This is a genomic window from Hwangdonia seohaensis, from assembly GCF_031932625.1.
GTDB lineage: Bacteria > Bacteroidota > Bacteroidia > Flavobacteriales > Flavobacteriaceae > Hwangdonia > Hwangdonia seohaensis.
Map to the genome: position 1 here is coordinate 416,468 of NZ_JAVSCK010000002.1, position 19,481 is coordinate 435,948.

General features: G+C 36.1%; 16 protein-coding genes. 7 read left to right on the forward strand and 9 right to left on the reverse strand.

The window, feature by feature from the left end:
• Positions 1 to 100: 100 nt before the first annotated feature.
• Both RNZ47_RS07065 and RNZ47_RS07070 read left to right on the forward strand, forming a co-directional pair.
• Complete coding sequence (locus RNZ47_RS07065; protein ID WP_311938176.1) at positions 101 to 718, forward strand: MarC family protein; 618 nt, start codon at positions 101 to 103, stop codon at positions 716 to 718.
• Positions 719 to 988: 270 nt separating this feature from the next.
• A complete protein-coding gene (locus RNZ47_RS07070) occupies positions 989 to 3,202 on the forward strand; it encodes a DNA cytosine methyltransferase (RefSeq protein WP_311938178.1) in 2,214 nt (737 codons plus the stop codon).
• On the opposite strand, the gene RNZ47_RS07075 is transcribed toward RNZ47_RS07070, so the two are convergent.
• Positions 3,195 to 4,139 (reverse strand): hypothetical protein, encoded by a 945-nt coding sequence (locus RNZ47_RS07075; RefSeq protein ID WP_311938181.1) that lies wholly within the window; start codon positions 4,137 to 4,139, stop codon positions 3,195 to 3,197. The two genes, RNZ47_RS07070 and RNZ47_RS07075, sit on opposite strands and share 8 nt — an antisense overlap.
• 904 nt (positions 4,140 to 5,043) lie before the next feature.
• Between RNZ47_RS07075 and RNZ47_RS07080 the strand changes: the two genes are divergently transcribed.
• From RNZ47_RS07080 to RNZ47_RS07095, 4 genes are all read left to right on the forward strand, one after another.
• Positions 5,044 to 5,667, forward strand: a complete 624-nt coding sequence (locus RNZ47_RS07080) for a YqaA family protein (protein WP_311938187.1) — start codon at positions 5,044 to 5,046, stop codon at positions 5,665 to 5,667.
• Between the two features lie 64 nt (positions 5,668 to 5,731).
• Positions 5,732 to 6,022, forward strand: a complete 291-nt coding sequence (locus RNZ47_RS07085) for a DUF3817 domain-containing protein (RefSeq protein WP_311938191.1) — start codon at positions 5,732 to 5,734, stop codon at positions 6,020 to 6,022.
• Positions 6,023 to 7,276: a mechanosensitive ion channel family protein gene (locus RNZ47_RS07090; protein WP_311938193.1), complete on the forward strand. Its 1,254-nt coding sequence runs from the start codon at positions 6,023 to 6,025 to the stop codon at positions 7,274 to 7,276.
• A 374-nt stretch (positions 7,277 to 7,650) separates the two neighbouring features.
• Positions 7,651 to 9,978 carry a hypothetical protein gene (locus RNZ47_RS07095; RefSeq protein ID WP_311938195.1) on the forward strand — a complete coding sequence of 776 codons (2,328 nt, stop codon included), beginning with the start codon at positions 7,651 to 7,653 and terminating at the stop codon, positions 9,976 to 9,978.
• A gap of 187 nt (positions 9,979 to 10,165) precedes the next feature.
• On the opposite strand, the gene RNZ47_RS07100 is transcribed toward RNZ47_RS07095, so the two are convergent.
• The 6 genes from RNZ47_RS07100 to RNZ47_RS07125 all read right to left on the reverse strand — a co-directional run bounded on the left by RNZ47_RS07100 (position 10,166) and on the right by RNZ47_RS07125 (position 17,406).
• On the reverse strand, positions 10,166 to 11,761 hold the full coding sequence (locus RNZ47_RS07100; protein WP_311938197.1) for an alkaline phosphatase PhoX: 1,596 nt from the start codon (positions 11,759 to 11,761) through the stop codon (positions 10,166 to 10,168).
• A 105-nt stretch (positions 11,762 to 11,866) separates the two neighbouring features.
• The gene (gene leuB, locus RNZ47_RS07105) at positions 11,867 to 12,925 is read right to left on the reverse strand and encodes a 3-isopropylmalate dehydrogenase (protein WP_311938198.1); all 1,059 of its coding nucleotides are present in this window, start codon (positions 12,923 to 12,925) and stop codon (positions 11,867 to 11,869) included.
• A gap of 344 nt (positions 12,926 to 13,269) precedes the next feature.
• Positions 13,270 to 14,790, reverse strand: coding sequence for a hydroxymethylglutaryl-CoA lyase-like TIM-barrel protein (locus tag RNZ47_RS07110; RefSeq protein ID WP_311938200.1), 1,521 nt, complete (start codon positions 14,788 to 14,790; stop codon positions 13,270 to 13,272).
• Positions 14,791 to 15,387, reverse strand: coding sequence for a 3-isopropylmalate dehydratase small subunit (leuD, locus tag RNZ47_RS07115; protein ID WP_311938203.1), 597 nt, complete (start codon positions 15,385 to 15,387; stop codon positions 14,791 to 14,793).
• A 71-nt stretch (positions 15,388 to 15,458) separates the two neighbouring features.
• Entirely contained in the window at positions 15,459 to 16,853 is a 1,395-nt protein-coding gene (gene leuC / locus RNZ47_RS07120; protein ID WP_311938205.1) for a 3-isopropylmalate dehydratase large subunit, read from the reverse strand.
• 193 nt (positions 16,854 to 17,046) lie between these two features.
• Complete coding sequence (locus tag RNZ47_RS07125) at positions 17,047 to 17,406, reverse strand: acyl-CoA thioesterase (RefSeq protein WP_311938207.1); 360 nt, start codon at positions 17,404 to 17,406, stop codon at positions 17,047 to 17,049.
• 301 nt (positions 17,407 to 17,707) lie between these two features.
• Here RNZ47_RS07125 and RNZ47_RS07130 point away from each other — a divergent pair, with 301 nt between their 5' ends.
• Positions 17,708 to 18,124 carry a glyoxalase gene (locus tag RNZ47_RS07130; protein ID WP_311938209.1) on the forward strand — a complete coding sequence of 139 codons (417 nt, stop codon included), beginning with the start codon at positions 17,708 to 17,710 and terminating at the stop codon, positions 18,122 to 18,124.
• 9 nt (positions 18,125 to 18,133) lie between these two features.
• Here RNZ47_RS07130 and RNZ47_RS07135 read toward each other — a convergent pair whose 3' ends face one another.
• Both RNZ47_RS07135 and RNZ47_RS07140 read right to left on the reverse strand, forming a co-directional pair.
• Complete coding sequence (locus RNZ47_RS07135; protein WP_311938211.1) at positions 18,134 to 18,817, reverse strand: DUF2461 domain-containing protein; 684 nt, start codon at positions 18,815 to 18,817, stop codon at positions 18,134 to 18,136.
• A gap of 81 nt (positions 18,818 to 18,898) precedes the next feature.
• A complete protein-coding gene (locus RNZ47_RS07140) occupies positions 18,899 to 19,462 on the reverse strand; it encodes a hypothetical protein (protein WP_311938213.1) in 564 nt (187 codons plus the stop codon).
• Positions 19,463 to 19,481: the final 19 nt, after the last annotated feature.

The window sequence follows — 19,481 nt, forward strand, 5'->3', positions numbered from 1 at the left end:
GAAATTTCAATACTTTGTAAGGTAATTTAAAATAAAGTAAATTTCAGTAGTACAAACAGATGGAATTTAAGTTCTTTGCGGTTCAAATTTTAAAATAAAAGTGGATAATTTAATTACATTCTCAATCACCGTTTTTACTGGTTTCTTTGCCATTACCAACCCCATTTCAAACATGACTGTTTTTGTGTCTTTAACACAAGGTTTAGATAAAGAAACAAAAAGGGATATCAATAAAAGGTCTAATATTATAGCTTTTATCATTGTAACGGTATTTGTTCTTTTAGGAAAATACATATTCGAACTGTTCAATATCAGTATTCCCGCCTTTAAAATAACGGGAGGCATCTTAATATTCTTTATTGGTTTCGAAATGCTACAGTCCAAACAATCCAATGTAAAAAGCATTAATAATGTAGATACCAAAGAGGATATTGCGGTTTCACCAATGGCCATTCCAATTTTAGCTGGACCCGGAACCATCGTTACAGCCATGAACTTTGTGGCTAACGTTGAAACCATTCATATCTTTTTAGTGATTGCCATATTTGGAAGCATGAGCTTGATTACCTATCTAACTTTTAGAGCTAGCGACCTTATTGTAAAAATAGTGGGTAATAACGTTATTTCTGTAATTGGTAAAATAATGGGATTGGTTATTGCCATTATAGGAACAGGCATGGTGATACAGGGCATTAAAATTAGCTTTGATTTATTATAGAAGCTAAAAGTTTCGAGAGTACCAATGATAATATTTGAATTATAATGTTCCGCGTTATGTAACTTTGCTTTGGCAAAAGCGAAAGTTGTTACTACTTTTTCTTTACAAATGTTTCTCTGCGTTGTTAATGGAACACTTTTTATGCGACGACGTAGGAGGGAAGCGTAAAGTGTGTAGAATGAATTTAATAAAATCTTAAAATTTTAGTAGGATTATTTTAAAAGTGTCCGTAAATTTGTCCGTGTCCGCAAAAACGTCCGCACAATAAATATGGCTACAATAAATTTCTATCTCGATAAAACTGATAAAAAAGGATTTGCTCCAATTCATTTACGAATTAATTGTAATTCTGAACAAGTTAAACTATCAACAGGCGAAAAAATTAAACCAAAAGATTTTGATATTGATACTCATCTTGTAAAAGAAAATGCAGAGCGAGTTACTGAAATCAATCATTATTTAGGCTATCTAAAAGATAGGGCAGACGAGTTATTAAATAATTCTTATAAAAAGAGTTATACCAACAAAGAAATAAAGTTAAAGCTTAAAGACTTTGTTAAAGCATACAAAGAAGGGCATAAAGTTAATATAGTTAGAGAACAAGTATCCCTTTATGGAAAACCATTCACATTTGTAGATTTATTTGCAGGTGCTGGTGGATTTAGTGAGGGTTTTATTCAAGCTGAACACAATAACAAATTTTTTGACTTCCTTGTTGCAAATGACATTAATGAAAATTCTGAATTAACTCACGTCGTACGTTATAATCACCAATTAGGTTTAGATGCAGATTTTTTATGTCAAGATATCACAGAACCTGATTTTTTAGATAATTTGCTCTCAAAAACCAAAGACAAAAAAGTTGATGTTGTTTGTGGTGGGCCACCTTGCCAGAGTTTTAGTTTAGCAGGAAAAAGAAAGAAGTTTGATAAAAAAGATGATTTATTTTCTCATTATTTAGAGGTTATAAAAGTACTTCAACCAAAGTATTTTATAATGGAGAATGTAAAAGGGATACTAACAAAAGAGAAAGGAAAAATTAAAGAATTAATTCTGAAAGAAATTAATTCTATTGTTGATATTAAAGAAATTCCAAGGCTAACAACTTTTATTAAATCTTTAAAAAAATCTAATGTAGAAAATGAGTTTCTTTTGAATTGTTTAGTCAAAAGGGTTGAAATAGAGCAGTATACTGATTTAAAAGCTGAAGAATTTAAAGAAGCTTATATTAAAGCAATTGACTCTAAATTTAGAAAGTTAACACCTAATATTGCAGATTACAAAACAAGTAAAACTGACGAAAGAATTAGTACAATTAGACATGGGTTTAATCTGTTAGTTAGAAATAAGGAATGGGAAAAATTAAAGCGTGACATTATACGCGAGAAGGATTTCTGTAATATTGACAACGATTATTTTGTTGACTCATTTACTCAATTTCTTACTGATATAGATTCTAATGAAATTATCAATAAAATAGAAGAAGCTTTTAGTAGATTGAATGTTGCTAAAGACTTTGAAAAATCTTGCTATGATATTATCCAAGCGTTAAAAATTTATGTGTTAAATATAGATGATTGCCTTACGCTGATTCGTGATAACTGTAATACAAAACAAAGCAAAGAATTAGATACTATAATAAACGATATAAGACTTTATAGAATTGAAGCTCCATTTGTTGCTAATTCATCAAATTATGGAGTTCCTCAAAATAGAGAAAGAGTTTTATTTATAGGATGTAGAAAAGACCAAAAATTCATTTCTGAAATTCCAGCAACTGTTACCGAAGAGGAAAAAGTCACAGTATTTGAAGCTTTACATGATTTAGATTTCATTGGAAATAATGAAGAAGCCCACAATTATCAATTAGTTAATATTTCGAAACAATTTAATGGTACTGCAAAAAAAATGAGGAGTCTTTTAAAAACTCGTTCAATTGAAGGTAAGCCAATAAAAACAAAAGGAAAAACATTTGCAGAATGGAGTAAAAAAGGTAGACTAAACGGTCGATTTACAAAAGCAAAGAAACCATTTTATGTAAAGAGTACTGAAGCTTTAATTAATAATTTAAGAGTTCATGACATTTTGCATAATCATAAAACAAGTAATCAAGGAGAAAACGTAATTAAACGACTTGATATAATTTTAAAAGAAGGAGATTATAAAAAAGCTCAAACTAAATTGGACGAATGTGGTTTATCATCTAATAAAAGAAATTATAATGTTTTAAAACCAGATAATCAAAGTCCTACTATTATGACAATTCCAGATGACTACATACATTATAACTCTCCAAGAGCTCTAACAGTTCGGGAGATGGCAAGATTGCAATCATTTGATGACTCATTTGTCTTTCAAGGAAAACGTTCTACTGGTGGAAATAATAGAAAGACTGAATTACCTCAATATACATTAGTTGGTAATGCTGTTCCACCACTAATGGCAAGAGCAATTGCGACAGAAATTTTAAAAAACATCAAGTAATATCAAAATAATCTAAATCTCCATTTAAGTCAGATAGTATATTAGCAATACTTCTTCTAACATTTGTTGGAAATACATTTCTGAAATTATTGTTATAAATTTCTTTAATTGAACTTGCTATTGAGCTACTTGTTGGGTAACCCCAATAATTGCCTCCAGTTAAGTTTCTAACTCTATTTACAGAAGTCGAATTTTGTTTATAGGTAGATAAAGCATTTGTTGGAACCGTCATAAAAGAATACGAAAAATTCGCCAAATCCTTCATACTATAATTGTTTCTTCCTAACGATATCGAATTATTTGCAAAAGTATTGGTTTCGTAAATCATACTCCATAACATAGGGATTTGAGCATTATCGTTCCAGTTAGTTTTACATTGAATAACACCCAATTCAAAATCATCAAAATGTAATTCCGCTAACCTATTAACTATCTCTTTATAGTTAAAGTTTCCTCTTTTTACATTTGGAATAACATTTCCTTGACTATCAGATAAATTAAGTGTACTTCTATCGTTTGTAAACTCTGATTGATTTGGGAAAACCATAATAACTATATCTGACTCCGTATTACTTCTAAAATTACCGTAATTCACAGAAATACAATCTCTTAAAGGTTCTGGTAAGTTAGATGTTTTTCTAACTGCTACAGCTCTTGTTCCTGCAAAACAAAGGTTTAAATACCAACATACTAATCCTTCCCAGCCATAGCCACCACCAGATAACGAGTCTTGTGTTCTTCCACCAGCTCTTGTAGATAAAAATATATCTGACAAATTATCACCCAAATTAAGAATGTCGCTTTGATTGTATTGTGACCCTAATATAGCTGTAATTCTTGCTTTCCAAGTCGTCCAACCATTTGTAAATGCCGAAAGTTCGAAGCAACTTTCAACTGAAATTCTTCGAATATATTCGGTTAAAGTTTGTGTAACCATAAATTTTCATTGTATATAAACAAAGTTACATATTTGTTATAAAACGACCTCATAGAATTTTGGTAAAACAATAAGGTGAAAAGAGCGTGCATATTTTTAGGCTATACAAATGCAGTGATCCAGTGGATGATTGTATTTGGATACAACACTTTACTGAAATAACGTTTCAAATCGTATTTAACTAAAAATGTACTTTTGGTACATTTTCTTAACGCCAAATAGTCTAAAATATAGCGAATGAGCCGTTAATTGTTTCCAAAATTATATTTTAAAATACCTACTTGATTTTTTTGTTTCTTTTTTTATCAAGAAAAAAAGAATTAATAAAACCTTTAGAAGTTCAAAGTATTAATTTCTATTTTTATATAATATTTATAGTTACAATTAAAAAAAGATTAAATAGTAACAAGAATAGAATAAGTGCTTAGAATTTTATCCTTCATAAAATTTAAGCTCTTGTGGCAAGCTCACGAGAATCGTCTAAAATTTTTTATTACGGATATTTTATCGAATACACGATTTTTAATAAGAGCAAAAAGGGTAGCTTTTATTTTGGTATTTCGACTGCGCTCAATATAAACTCAGGCAAGCGTTGGAAGTTATTCATAGATTTTTATTGTTTAAATTATAAAAATAACTAGGAAGCCACAATTAGCTTGTCATAATTACTATCGATATAAGTCTAAGACATTATATCTGCAATTATGTCAAATAGCGCCCAAAAGCACTATTACGCTAATTGTTATATTTGTACTATAATTTACATTATGTAAAATAGAATATTCAAAAACCCCCTCTAACTCCCACTATAAGAATTAATTAACAAGTTGTTGGTAAAAAAATATTTCATAAGAAAAATGCATGTTGTATATTTGCACCCTCTCTAAAGTATTGAGTAAAAAAAATGAAACTCGAATCTAAGCAAAAATCAAAGGATAAAAAATCGCGGCTGCAATTATTGCACCAGTACTATTCGTATACCGGATTTTATACTTTTGTTTGGCAAGCTGTACTAAAAGCATTGCCATACATTGTTGCTATAGTTATTGCGGTTTATGCCGTAAACCACTTTTTTAATATCAATGCGGCTTTAACGCGACTTACCGAAATATTGCCCGCTTTTGGGGTGTTGTCTTTTTTCTTTGTATCAGAAACCCTTTTGGGATTGATACCACCAGAGGTTTTTATTGCTTGGGCAGGTAAAATGTACAGCCCTTGGTTTTATTTAAGTCTTTTGGCCATTTTGTCGTATTGCGGTGGACTGTTATCGTATTGGATGGGAAGAATGATTACCAGAATTCCATCGGTTCACAGCTATCTGGAGGTTAAAATGGAAAAGCAGCTTAAAAACTCAAAAAAATGGGGCGGTTTTTTAATTGTGGTCGGCGCTTTGTTACCACTACCCTTCTCAATTTCGTGTATCGCTGCTGGCATTATAGAGTTTCCGTTTAAAAATGTGGTCCTTTACGGCTCACTCAGATTATTGCGTTTCGCCATTTACGGTCTTATTATTTTCAACGCTTTATAAAATTCTCTTAAAACGTACTGTTTATCCACTTTTCTGTGCTATTTTTGCACAAAATTAAGTGTCTATGTTTTCATTTATTAACATGTTCAGGCTTGTTGCCCTTTTAGAAGGTATATCGTATATCTTATTGCTATTTATAGCGACACCCATTAAGTATTTGGCCCATGATCCGCAATACGTAAAACTTCTGGGAATGCCACATGGCATTTTGTTTATTGCGTACATCGCTTTAGCTTTTGTTTTTAAGAATGATTTTTCTTGGAACAACAAACAATTCGCCGTGGTGCTTTTGGCCTCTATCATTCCGTTCGGCACCTTTTACGTGGACAGAAACTACTTAAAAGCTGCCAAATAAATGGATTCAAAATACACACACTTTTTTTATGATTATTTAGTGTCTTTAGGAACAACCGAAACGGTTGCCAAATACCTAAACATGCTTGCTTTATTAATCATTTTAATAGTTGTTGTGTCTATTATTGATTATATCATCAGAAAATTGCTAAGGGGCACATTCTCACAATTTGCCGCGAAATCCAAAACAAAATTCGATGATATTTTGGTGGCCAACAAAGCGCCACGAAACATTGCGCACATTATCCCCTTACTGATTGTAATAGAATATATTCCCGTAGTATTTATTGATTTCCCTACGTTTGAAAACTTCATCAAAAAAAGTTTGGAAGTATTCGCTATCGTTTTAATACTTTGGATTGTAAGAAGCATTTTAAACACCATAAAAGATTACCTTAAAACCTTACCGCGATTAAAGGATAAACCCATTGATAGCTACATACAGGTATTTATGATTTTTGCTTGGATAGCGGGTTTTATGTCGGCCATAGCCGTAATTACAGATATTCCATTCTTAAAATTTCTTACCGGATTAGGAGCTATTTCGGCCGTTATTTTATTAATCTTTAAAGATACCATTCTGGGTTTTGTTGCCAGCATCCAAGTGTCCATAAACGACATGGTGCGCATTGGCGATTGGATTACGTTTGAAAAATACGGTGCCGATGGCGATGTTATCGAAATAACCTTGGCGACCGTAAAAGTGCAAAATTTCGATAAAACCATTACTACCATCCCAACCTATGCGTTGATTTCCGATTCGTTTAAAAACTGGAGAGGCATGTCGGATTCTGGTGGAAGGCGAATTAAAAGGGCCTTATTTATTAAGCAAAACACGATTAAATATTTAACCGATGACGAGGTTGAAAAGCTTAAAAAAATACAGTTGATTACGGGGTATTTGGATAGCAGACAAGACGATATTAAGGCGAATAACAGGAGAAACGACATAAACAAGGAACTCCTGATTAATGGCAGAAACTTGACAAATTTTGGGGTTTTCAGAAAATATATCGATTCGTATTTAAAAGCCCATTCGGCAATTAATAAAGATATGATGATTATGGTGCGTCAATTGGCGCCAACAACACAAGGTATTCCGTTAGAAATATATACCTTTAGTAGCGACAAACGATGGGCCAATTACGAGTATATTATGGCCGATGTTTTCGATCATCTTATCGCAGCACTTCCCTATTTCGATTTGGAAATTTTCGAATTACCGAGCAACACGACGTTTAAAGATCAGCTTTAAAACATTTGAGGTTTTCCTTGGATGTATTCAAGACAATACCGTTGCTTTACATCACCAATCTTTTGGTTATAAGATAGTTGGCCTGAAAATACCTATAAATGGGGATTGACCCGCAAGATAATATGCACTATATTAACCTGATTATTTCTTAAATGATTAAGACGCTCTCACAAATCATTTAAGCTTCCTTTATTAGTACAATTTTCTCTCTCTAAGTTTTAATTACAACAGGATTTTAATTCTGTGCATCTCTCGTTTTGACACTTATTTTATTAGCTCTTTTTTCTATGATAAAAATGAATAAATATATCAAGGAGTAAGCCGAAAATCCGAATATAAAAAGAGAGTAAGCAACAAATCTAAAACTACAAGTCATGGCAGAAAACCCAAAAAATCAGAATTTAAAGTTCAAGATTCAAGTGAGTTATGAACAAGAACCTAAAGAAAAAATAGACCTTATCGGGTTTCTTTTTAACTGCAAAGGAAGACTGTTGCAAAAACAACCTGTTAGAAACAACGAATTGCAATTCAGTCTTAAGGACATGCGAAAACCAAGAGCATTTCGGAATACCACGAAAATAGACGATCTCCGATTATTCATTGCTCCTGCTGCCGATAAACGTGCTTTGAAAATTACTACCCTTAAAGAACTGGAAGTCTATAAGGCTTACGAACCCATAATGGTAACCAGTAACGAAGGCGGTGTTTCAATAAAACCCATACCCGATGTGTTTTCTGAATATTGGCTTTACTGTAAATGCCGTGTAACGGGTAAAATATCAAAATGGTTTAACGGTGGTAATGTTTGGGAGGACAAACCTGTGTGTCGTGCCCGTGTGCACATTTGTGAAATAGACAACATTTTTTATTGGATTAATAAAGTACCCGATTACATTATTACCAAAATTCCCGATGCCATATTAAAACCGGAAAGGGTGAAAAAAATTCCAATTCCAATCCCAGACCCTCCTCCTTTTCAATTTCGGACCACACCTGATTTGCCCCAGCCTCAGCCTCAGTTATTCAACCTTTTCGATACGACTTCGGTTGAGATGAAACGTCAGCAAATTACAGCCAATTTACCCAATTTGGATGATGCCATTGTGCAAAAACTAAAAACCGGAAACGCCAATATCATCCGTGAAGCCATCGTAAAGAATTATGCTTTATTCCATCCTTGGTTTTGCCTATGGCCTTGGTGGTGGCGCTATTTCTATCGCTGTAAAGAACTGGCCGTGGTAAAAACCAATGCCCACGGACGTTTTGACGCTAGTATAACCTATAATTGTTTTGGTGATAAACCGGACATCTACATTTGGGTAGAATATTTTATCAACGGCGAATGGACAACCGTTTACAGACCACCAATCCCCTGCCATACCCATTGGAACTATATCTGCGGAACCGATATAATCATCCATATCACAGACCCAAGGGTACCGGTAGATTGTTGTTGCGATTGCCCAATTGGAGGTGAACTGGTTTTTGTTAGAACGATTAGCAAAAGCACGAGTGTGTCGCATATTAATCAAAACAGCTATCTACAAGCACCTCCGGGGCAAACCGTGCCTTACGACCGTATTGGCTTGACGGATGCCTCGGCCAATGGTGATGTTTCCCCCATAACAACGGCAGTAGGCGACTATAAGCGTCCCTTTGGTGGAAACCCTTCTTTTTATATGGGCTTTGGAAGCGACCTTCCAAACAGTGGTATTTATTATTATCGCTGGAGCTATCGTCAAAAAACATTTGCAGATTTAGTGGCAGCAGGCAACGAAGACGACGACTTTATACCACTAATCCCATTAGGTGGAGAAGTGAGAAAAGGATATGATTATGAATATCTAGATTCAAACAACGACACCCAGATTGGTACAAACAGTGTGAATTTGGGGCCTAAGATCGTTGGCGGTAATGATAATTTATACATCATCCCGCCACAACAACCCGACGAAGCGCCATTTAACGTTCCAGAGTCAAACCCACTTTGGCATGAGCAAACCTACAATATGCGTACCATGCAGTTTGATTCTACTACTTTGTTAGGCCCAGATAAGTCTACACTAGGTGGAGATGGTTTGTATGAGTTTAAATTGGAATTATTTGACCAATCCGGAAATCTGCTGAGCAATATTTCCAGATCAACATTTAAAGTACCTCAATACGGTAATGCCAGTTTTAGTGAAAATGCGCCCAATCCGTTACTTGAAGACCCAACTGGGACTGCGGAAAGCGGAGGCACTGCAGATGCCTTTAAAATTCTGATGCGATTTGATAATGAAAGCTGTGATGCCGATATTTTTACAATCAATGTTAACGGAGCACCGGCTTCGTTGGATTGCTGTGGTTTTGTAAATTATAAACCGGGCGGTGTTGAAGCTGATCTTGAAATTACCTTTGAAGCAACCCACCCCAATAATTTTGCAGTGTTTAGCTTTGGAGTTGTAAAAGGCACTTGTGGCGGCGTTCCTGAGGCAAATGCCCACGGCATGGTTATAGACAGCGCCTCTGGATATACATTGAGCAGCGGTATATACAGCAAGCATTTTACGCCAGCCGAATTACTTGGCGAGTGTTATGACAATGGTGAGGGAAAAGCTGCTTTTGGGCAAAATTTAAGGGTGCTTACCATGGCAACAGATGGTTATTCGCGAGTAAAACGCGATGCCGGTAAAAGTGCAGCGTTTGCCTTAGAACCTTAAAATAAAATGTAGTATTAAAATTAAAAAAGAGGCTGTATCTGAAAAGTGATTGCCTGAGTCAAACGGAGCGCAGTCGAAGTTTTAATGTTCTGAAAACCAAAACATTTCGACAGCGCTCAATGTGACATTTAGAATAGAAATTGACTTTTTCAGACGGCCTCTTTTTTCAGTTTTGTTGTTACCAGGTTTATTTTATAACCAATTTTGAAGCCGCTTTATCATTCACTTTAAAAAGATAAAGACCAGACTGAATATCTTTAAGATTCAATGTTACTTCATTCAAGTCATTATAATCAACATCTAGTAGTTTTTTCCCCGAAATGGCATATAGTTTTATATTATTGATTTGATTTCCTTTTATAATTAAATTCTTTGATGATTTTATTGGATTTGGATAAAACGTAAATCCATCATCAAAATTCTCATCTTCAACCGAAAGTGCCGAACCTAAATTTTCAGATAAAGCAATCACTAAACTCGTGCCTTTATCAAAATCTACCGTATTTCCCGCGGCATCAACCTGATTAGCAGCATTTCCTGGATCCGGATGCTGAATAGACATAAATAAATATTTGTAATCTGGAGTAAATGTGATACCCGTTGGCTCAGAGCCTATTGGAACTTTTCCGAAAATTTCAACATCCGGACTTGCTTGGGTATGGCCGTTTTTTACAACCCAAATAAAACTATTGCCACTATCTTGAAACACCCATAAATTCCCATCGCAATCAAAAGCCAAATTATCATTGCCATTACCCCAAGCAACCAAGGTTGTACTGGTACCATCATTTATATCGTAGCTTGCACCGCCACCAACAAAGGTTTCCATGGTTACGGTTGAAGCCGATGTTTCCAAGGGATCTGAATCGGAAAACCGATATACGGTACCTTCCCCTTTTACGGCAAAATACACCATGCCATCAGGCCCAATCTCTACATCTTCAATACCGGCAAAAACTGTAGCATCATGGCCAGATGCACCACTTTGGGTCAATGTTGAGTTTTGTTCGGATTGCGTAGTGTTATCCAAAAGTATCCAGCTTCCTGTTCCGTTCTTTGAACCTTTAAAAACATAAAGCAATCCCATGCTTAAATCCTGAAAATTTGTAGCAACATACTTGTATAAATATCCGGGATTTGAATCTGCACCTTGATAAACAACCGTACGGCTCGTAGGGATGGCATTAATGGTTTGTATGGCCACATTTTCGTGCGCAAAATTTCCCATGGCATAGTGTTTTGCAACAACACTTTTGGTCGCAGGATTAATTTCAATATTCCAGCCCAGGTCGTTATAACCATCAAAAGGCGGGAATGTATCGGGTATAGTACCCTCTTCGCAAGTAATAACAGTTCCCCAAGGTGTAACTGCTCCGGAGCAATTGGCAGCCGTACCTCCTACCGCAGTAAAATCTAAATCTTCTGATGCTGTGGTTTCCCATAACTCGGTTGTCGCATTAAAATTAATATCAAAAACCATTACGCCACCGCCACCATCGGTAAGCGCGCTGCCTTCCGAATTTATACTTAAATAGCCATTGGTACTACTATTGGCTATGGGTACATAAGCCGTAAAATCTGGCTTAGGCTTAAAGGTTCCGCCTGCGGTTAGAGCATCTCCAACTTCAGCTATTTTTTGAAAGGTATGACTAGAAGACAAAACGAATGACGCAGATTGAACTGTGTTAGGGTCTATTGATGTAAAATCACCAATATTTTGTGATTGAAAAGTATAGGTTACTAAAAAGAAAAGGGACAGCATTGTAAATTTTAATAGTTTCATAATTCCTATTTTTAAATTAATACTGAAAAAGATTCCCAAAAAAAAATGGATTTAGTATAAAGTTACTAAATCCATTTTAAAAAAACACCTATAAGAGATTGTTTTTTAGATATTTGCAGCCAGCCAGTCGCCTACTTCTTTTGTTCCGTAGGCTTTTCCGCCATCGGCCAAATCTTCGGTAACAATGCCTTCAGCCAAAGCTTTATTTACGGCATCTCTAATAGCTTTACCTTCTTCGGGTAAATTAAAGGCGGTCTCAAACATCATAGCTGCCGATAGAACCGTTGCCATTGGGTTGGCAATATTCAGTCCCGTAGCCTGTGGGTACGACCCGTGAATAGGCTCGAACAAAGCTATATCGGCACCCATGGAAGCCGATGGCATTAAACCCATCGAACCCGAAATTACAGACGCTTCATCCGTTAAAATATCACCAAATAAGTTTTCGGTAATCAGCACATCGTAGCTATTTGGCCATTGCACCAAACGCATCGCTACGGCATCAACAAACTCGTAACTCACTTCCACTTCCGGATAATCTTTTTCCATCGCTTGCACCGTTTCACGCCATAAACGCGAGGTTTCCAAAACGTTGGCTTTATCCACACAGCATAATTTTTTCGAGCGCGTCATGGCCAATTCAAAACCCTTTTTGGCTAAACGTTGCACTTCGGCTCTGGTGTAAACACAATTGTCAAAAGCCGTTTCACCGTTGTCTCTTCTCCCCTTTTCTCCAAAGTAAATACCACCGGTCAGTTCACGTAAAAACACCAAATCGGTACCTTCAATACGCTCTTTTTTCAATGGCGATTTATCCAATAACGACGGAAATGTAAACGTTGGTCGCACATTGGCAAACAAGCCCAGTTTTTTACGCATTTTTAATAAACCTTGTTCTGGGCGCACTGGCGCACTTGGGTCGTTATCGTATTTTGGGTGACCAATAGCACCAAACAAAACCGCATCCGATGCCGCACAAATAGCATGCGTTTCATCCGGATAAGGCTCACCAACAGCATCAATGGCCGCGGCACCGGTTAAGGCCGGTTTCCATGTAATTTCGTGTCCAAATTTTTTGGCAACCGCGTCGCTAACTTTTACGGCTTGGTCTATAACCTCTGGTCCAATGCCGTCTCCGGCTAAAAGGGCAATATTAAATTTCATTGTTGTTTATTTTATATTTTAAAATTTTATTTTTAATGTCACTTCGAGTAATTCCAATTTTATTGGAATTGTACTTCGACAAGCTAAGCAGAGCTATCGAGAAGTTGGGCGTTCCCTTCGCTTTATACCTACAAGGTTTAAAAAGAAACCTTGCATGTAACGCTTCGGTCGGGCTTTCGGCAGTCGCTCCCTCCTACGTCGGGGAGCTTCAACAAATGCCTCAATCCCTAACGCGGAACCCAGCCCTAGCCCCTCCAAGGAGGGGAACTTTCACTCTTATTAACTAAAAGCGATTTATTATTCGTACGCACGCAAACTCCCGTCTTCGGTCATCCGTCATCAATTCAACTCACTATTATATTCAGCATTTTCTCAGTGGCCTTTATGGCCGAAACCGTTTGGTCCGAGTCCAATCCACGGGTTTTAAATTCCTTTTCGGTATTCTTCCAAGTAATAATGGTTTCACACAACGCATCCGATCGGCTCCCCGGAGGAATCCTAACCGCATAATCTATCAAATCGGGCAGCACGAGTTTTTTCCTTTTAAACACATTTCTTATCGCGTTTATAAACGCATCAAACTGTCCGTCGCCCTGTGAATGCTCTTCAAAAGTCTCGTTTTCAATACTAATTGATACCGTAGTTGATGGCTTTAATCCTTTGGAATGTGTTAATACATACGAGTTCACTTTAACCTTTTCTTCATACGTTCGGTCTAATACATCCGAAATAATATAAGGCAAATCCTCTTTGGTAACTACCTGTTTTTTATCGCCCAACTCAATAATGCGCTGGGTAACCTTCTTTAAATCTTCATCGTCAAGCTGCAGGCCCAATTCTTGTAAATTCTTTTGGATGTTCGCTTTTCCAGAGGCTTTTCCCAAAGCATACTGCCGCTTTCTACCAAAACGCTCGGGCAGTAAATCGCTAAAATAGAGGTTCTTTTTATTATCGCCATCGGCATGAATTCCAGCCGTTTGCGTAAATACGTTGGCGCCAATAACTGGTTTGTTGGCAGGAATCATAACCCCAGAAAAATTCTCCACGAGCTTGCTTACGGTATATAAAACCTTTTCGTTCACGCCTATTTTAACTTCTGGCATAAAATCGTTTATAACCGCAATAGTGCTTGCCATGGGTGCGTTTCCGGCGCGTTCGCCCATGCCGTTTACCGTTAAATGCAAACCGTTGGCTCCGGCCTTTAAAGCTTCCATAACATTGGCAACGCCCAAATCGTAATCGTTGTGCGCGTGAAAATCGAAATGTAAATTTGGGTATTTGTCTTTTATTTCCTTTACAAATGCATAGGATTCTGGAGGTGTTAAAATACCCAAGGTATCCGGTAGCATAATCCGCTTTACCGGTTGTGTGGATAAAAACTCCAAAAACTCAAATACATAGGCTTTGGAATTTCGCATACCATTACTCCAATCCTCTAAATAAATATTGGTTTCAATGTTGCTGACTTTGGCCAGCTTTAAAGTATTTTTAATTTCTTTAAAGTGCTGATTAGAAGTCTTTTTAAGTTGATGGGTTAAATGGTTCAATGAACCTTTGGTTAACAGGTTTTGAACCTTCGCACCAGCCTCTTTCATCCAGTTAATGGACACACCATTATCAACAAAAGTCAATACTTCAACAGCGTGCAAATAGCCATTTTCAGCAGCCCATTGCGTAACATCCTTTACTGCTTGCAGTTCACCTTCCGATACTCTGGCGGAGGCGATTTCAATACGATCTACCTTTAATTCCTCCAGTAAAAGTTTTGCAATGGTTAATTTTTCAGAAGCAGAAAACGACACACTCGATGTTTGTTCGCCATCGCGCAATGTCGTATCCATTATTTCTATGCGTCGTGTTGCCATTTACAACATCAAATCATTAGCAAAAGATTCTATGTCGCCTTTCATATTCTGAAGATAATCAATATCGTCAAAACCATTTAGCATGTTATCTTTCTTATAGCTATTAATTTCAAAAGATTCCTGCGCACCAGTCGAGGTGATGGTAATGGTTTGGTTAGGCAGATTCACTTCAATTTCCGTATTGGGGTCTTTGTAGATTTCCTCAAAAATCTGTTCTGAAAATTCCGGGCTCACCTGAACCGGTAAAACGCCAACATTTAAACAGTTATTTCTAAAAATATCGGCAAAGAAACTCGATACGACACAACGGAATCCGTAGTCGTAAACCGCCCAAGCAGCGTGCTCTCTTGAAGAACCCGAACCGAAATTCTTGCCCCCAACTAAAATTTTACCGCTGTAAATAGGGTTGTTTAAAACAAAACTTTCCTTTGGTGTATCGTCATTATTATATCTCCAATCACGGAATAAATTGTCTCCAAAGCCTTCACGTTTTGTAGCTTTTAAAAAACGCGCCGGAATTATTTGATCGGTATCCACATTTTCCAATGGTAAAGGAACTGCTGTGCTTGTTAGTATTGTAAATTTATCGTAAGCCATGTTTTATAAGTTTAAAGTTCAATATTAAATATTCAAGGTTTTAAAACGTCTTAATATTTTACTTTTGTATTTTAAATTAATTCTCTAGGGTCGGTTACTACGCCGGTAACTGCGGCGGCCGCAGCGACCAACGGACTTGCCAATAGGGTTCTTGAACCCGGACCTTGGCGCCCCTCAAAGTTTCTGTTTGATGTACTTACCGCATATTTACCAGCAGGTACTTTATCGTCGTTCATCGCTAAACACGCCGAACAACCCGGTTGTCTTAATACAAATCCAGCTTCGTTGATAATGTCTAAAAGACCTTCTTCTTTAATCTTGTCTTGAACTTCGTGAGACCCAGGAACTAACCACGCTGTGATATTTTCGGCCTTTTTTCGGCCTTTAACTATGGATGCAAATGCACGAAAATCTTCAATTCTACCATTGGTACAGCTGCCTAAGAATACGTAATCTACTTTTTTGCCAATCATGGCATCGTTTTCTTCGTATCCCATATAATCCAAAGACTTTTTGTAAGTAGCAACGCCACCTTCAACAGCTTCGGCATTTGGAATGTTTTTTGAAATACCCATTCCCATACCTGGATTTGTTCCGTAGGTAATCATCGGTTCAATATCGCTCGCATTAAAAGTCAATTCTTTATCAAAGGTTGCATCAGCATCGGTTTTTAAGGTTTTCCAATGTGCTACGGCTTTATCCCATGCTTCACCTTTGAGAGAAAGTGGTTTGTCTTTTAAATATGCGAAAGTGGTCTCATCTGGAGCAATCATGCCGCCACGGGCACCCATTTCAATGGATAAATTACAAACTGTCATACGGCCTTCCATGGTCATGTTTTCAAAAACATCACCGGCATATTCAACAAAATAGCCTGTTGCGCCAGATGTTGTTAATTGTGAAATGATATACAAAGCCACATCTTTTGGTGTAACACCTTTACCTAATTGTCCATTTACATTAATGCGCATTTTTTTAGGTTTGGGCTGCATGATACATTGTGTAGATAATACCATTTCGACTTCCGAAGTGCCAATACCAAAGGCAATAGCGCCAAAAGCACCGTGTGTTGATGTGTGCGAATCGCCACAAACAATCGTAGCGCCAGGGAATGTAATACCGTTTTCTGGCCCCACAACGTGAACAATACCGTTCTTTTTATGGCCCAATCCCCAATGGCTAATACCGTATTCGTTAGAATTGTCTTCTAAAGCCTTTAATTGATTTGCCGACAACGGGTCTTCAACTGGTAAATGCTGATTTATGGTTGGGGTATTATGGTCTGCTGTAGCAAATGTACGTTCGGGGTACAATACGCTTAGACCTCTGCTTTTTAATCCTAAAAAAGCAACAGGACTGGTTACTTCGTGTATAAAATGGCGATCTATAAAAAACACATCTGGCCCACCTTCTATCTTTCTTACAACGTGTGAATCCCACACTTTGTCAAACAATGTTTTGCTCATAAAATATCTTATAATTTAGTAAGGAATACAAAGTTATAGTATAATGGAGTTATTTAAAACTTTAGCGGGCTTTGTTATTGAATTTTTATAAAATTTCCAATAGAAGCATTATAAATTGAATTTTATGCAACAGAACAACTTAATTGATTATAATATTTAAAACAAATTTACAACCGTTTTGCTCGTTTATATTCTATATGTTTTTACCGTGTGCTTTGGGCTTTCCGTCCTCGCCCAAATTAACCATAATAATATTGGAAATGGTTATTATGGTTTCGTGTGTCATAATATTTCTAACCTCACAGCTTAAGGAAATATAAGCGTTTCCAACCTTGGTGATTTCAATGCCAATTTCTACCACATCGCCTTGTTTTGCCGAAGCCACAAAATCTATGGCACCCATAGATTTTGTAACTACTTTTTTGTTGTCAAATTGAATGATGGCAAACAACGCTGCTTCTTCGTCTATCCATTCCAAAAGGCGACCGCCAAAAAGGGAGCCGTTTGGGTTTAAATCTTCAGGTTTGATCCATTTTCTTGTTTGAAATTTCATATATAAGGGGGTTAGTTAAAATATTAATATCTATAATATTTTTTGTTGTTTGCCTTCAGTGAAGTCCATGTTTTCTGGATTATCTACGCTTCCAAATTTCATAGGGCCATGTTTTTTTAAAATTTAAACAAACTCATGTTCGTTGTTATTGGTTATCAAGATGTTGGTCGCCAGCGCTGCTCATTTTAAATATTATTTAAAGATAGAAAAATCTTCAATGTTAATAACCTCGTTGATAATAATAAAGGTATTGGTCATTATAAGCTCTGATTATTGATATTTTTAATAAAAATCCTAAACCATGAACTCAAGATTATTTAACCTAAAAAGTATTCGCCCAGAAATTTCATCTGCAACAATTAATGATAATATGAGTGCTGATGAGCGTTTTCAGAATTTAGTTTTGCGCCCTGTGATCAAGCTGCAAAACGAATTGCTTATTGAAGTTTTTAAAAATTATGTGGTTAAACACAAATCTGTTTTTTATGATTTGTCATTACAAAAACGTATGGATTATATTGAAAATGCGATTCAAAAAGACATGAAATTCAGAAACTCAGTAAAAGGTATGATTATCGGGCTTTTTACTGTAGAAGAATATTTAATTTACATTGAAAACTCTTCGGCTTTAAACAAACGCATGATGCATATTGTAAAGGAACGTTTGTTAAGCAACATTCAATTGTTCGAAAAACCTGAGTTGCTAGCTGCGGTTTAAAAACCATAATCACTTTTCGATTAAGGAAACCCCATTCAAATCCGTAGTCAACACGTCGCTCATATAATCAAAATACGGACGAATAGCTTTAAACGAAGTATTTATGTCGTCTAAAAAATTGGCGTCCAAAACAGCTTTGTCGGTAAATTTTTTAACGAAAATATATTGTTTCTTTTTAATTAAATCGATGGCTTTGTGCTCTTTATCGAAACCTCTTGGAGCGGTTTTTACTTCGTCGCCAACAAAACCTCCCCAAATGGATTTAAAAGATTTATTCCCAATTATTTTGCGGATTTCTGAATCGTCCATTTCAAACTCTTTTCTAATACGCTGCAAATCGGCTTTGGCCGGTTCCCAGAAACCGGTTGCAATAAAGCTTTCGTTGTTAGGCTGAATGTGCAAATAATAGCCGCCACGTAATTTAGGCTTTGTTCTGTGAAACGATCCACCAAAATGGGTTTTGTACGGCAGCTTGTTTTTGGAAAAACGCACATCCCTGTATATTCTAAAAAGTTTCAGTTTATCTATGTCGTCGTGTTTGTTTAGGTTTTCTAAAACCGAATTGTAAATTTTTTTAATCTCTGTTTCAATCGCTTTAAACTCCGGTTTGTTTTCGTTAAACCAATCGCGATTGTTGTTTTTTTCAAGTTGTTTAAAAAAGTTTAATGCCGATTTTAATGCTGATGTGCCCATTCGTTTTTTTTTAGAGGTTCTAAAGTACAAAAAGTCCCGAATTAATCGGGACTTTTATAAGTATCTTAACAAGACATGGCATTACCTCATGTCTTTACTCTCTTTGCTATAAGTCATTTTTTTAATGCGCTTTGAAGCATCATCAAAATATTCTACTACAAAGTTTCCATTCTTATCAAAATAACCAATACCATTGTGCATTTCGCCTCTTATAATATAGTTGCCGCTGGCACTTGTTGACCATGCTTTTCCTATTTTAACAAACTCATTTTCGTCTTTATCGAATATAATATCGAAACCTCTTTCATTTGGTGTAAACTTATACGTTTCGTTACCACTCACAAAAAATGTCTCCTTTGTTAAAACATCATAATCGGCATCGTTGTCGTCATCAACCATAACCATTTTTTCTACTTTTTTTGTAGCGTTTACACGGTTTTGATTAACTTTATTTTCATCCTTTTTATCTAGTTTAACGTCTGCGGTTTCGCGCGTAATAACTTTTACTTTTTTCTCCGAGGTTTCTTTATCGTTCTTGGTTTTAACAATCTTTACCTTGGTTTCTTGTTTTACTTCTTTTGGTTTTTCCTGTGCCATGGCACTGCCTATAAAAAGTAGTGCAAACGCAAATATTAAGTTTTTCATTTTTGTTTTTGGTTTTATG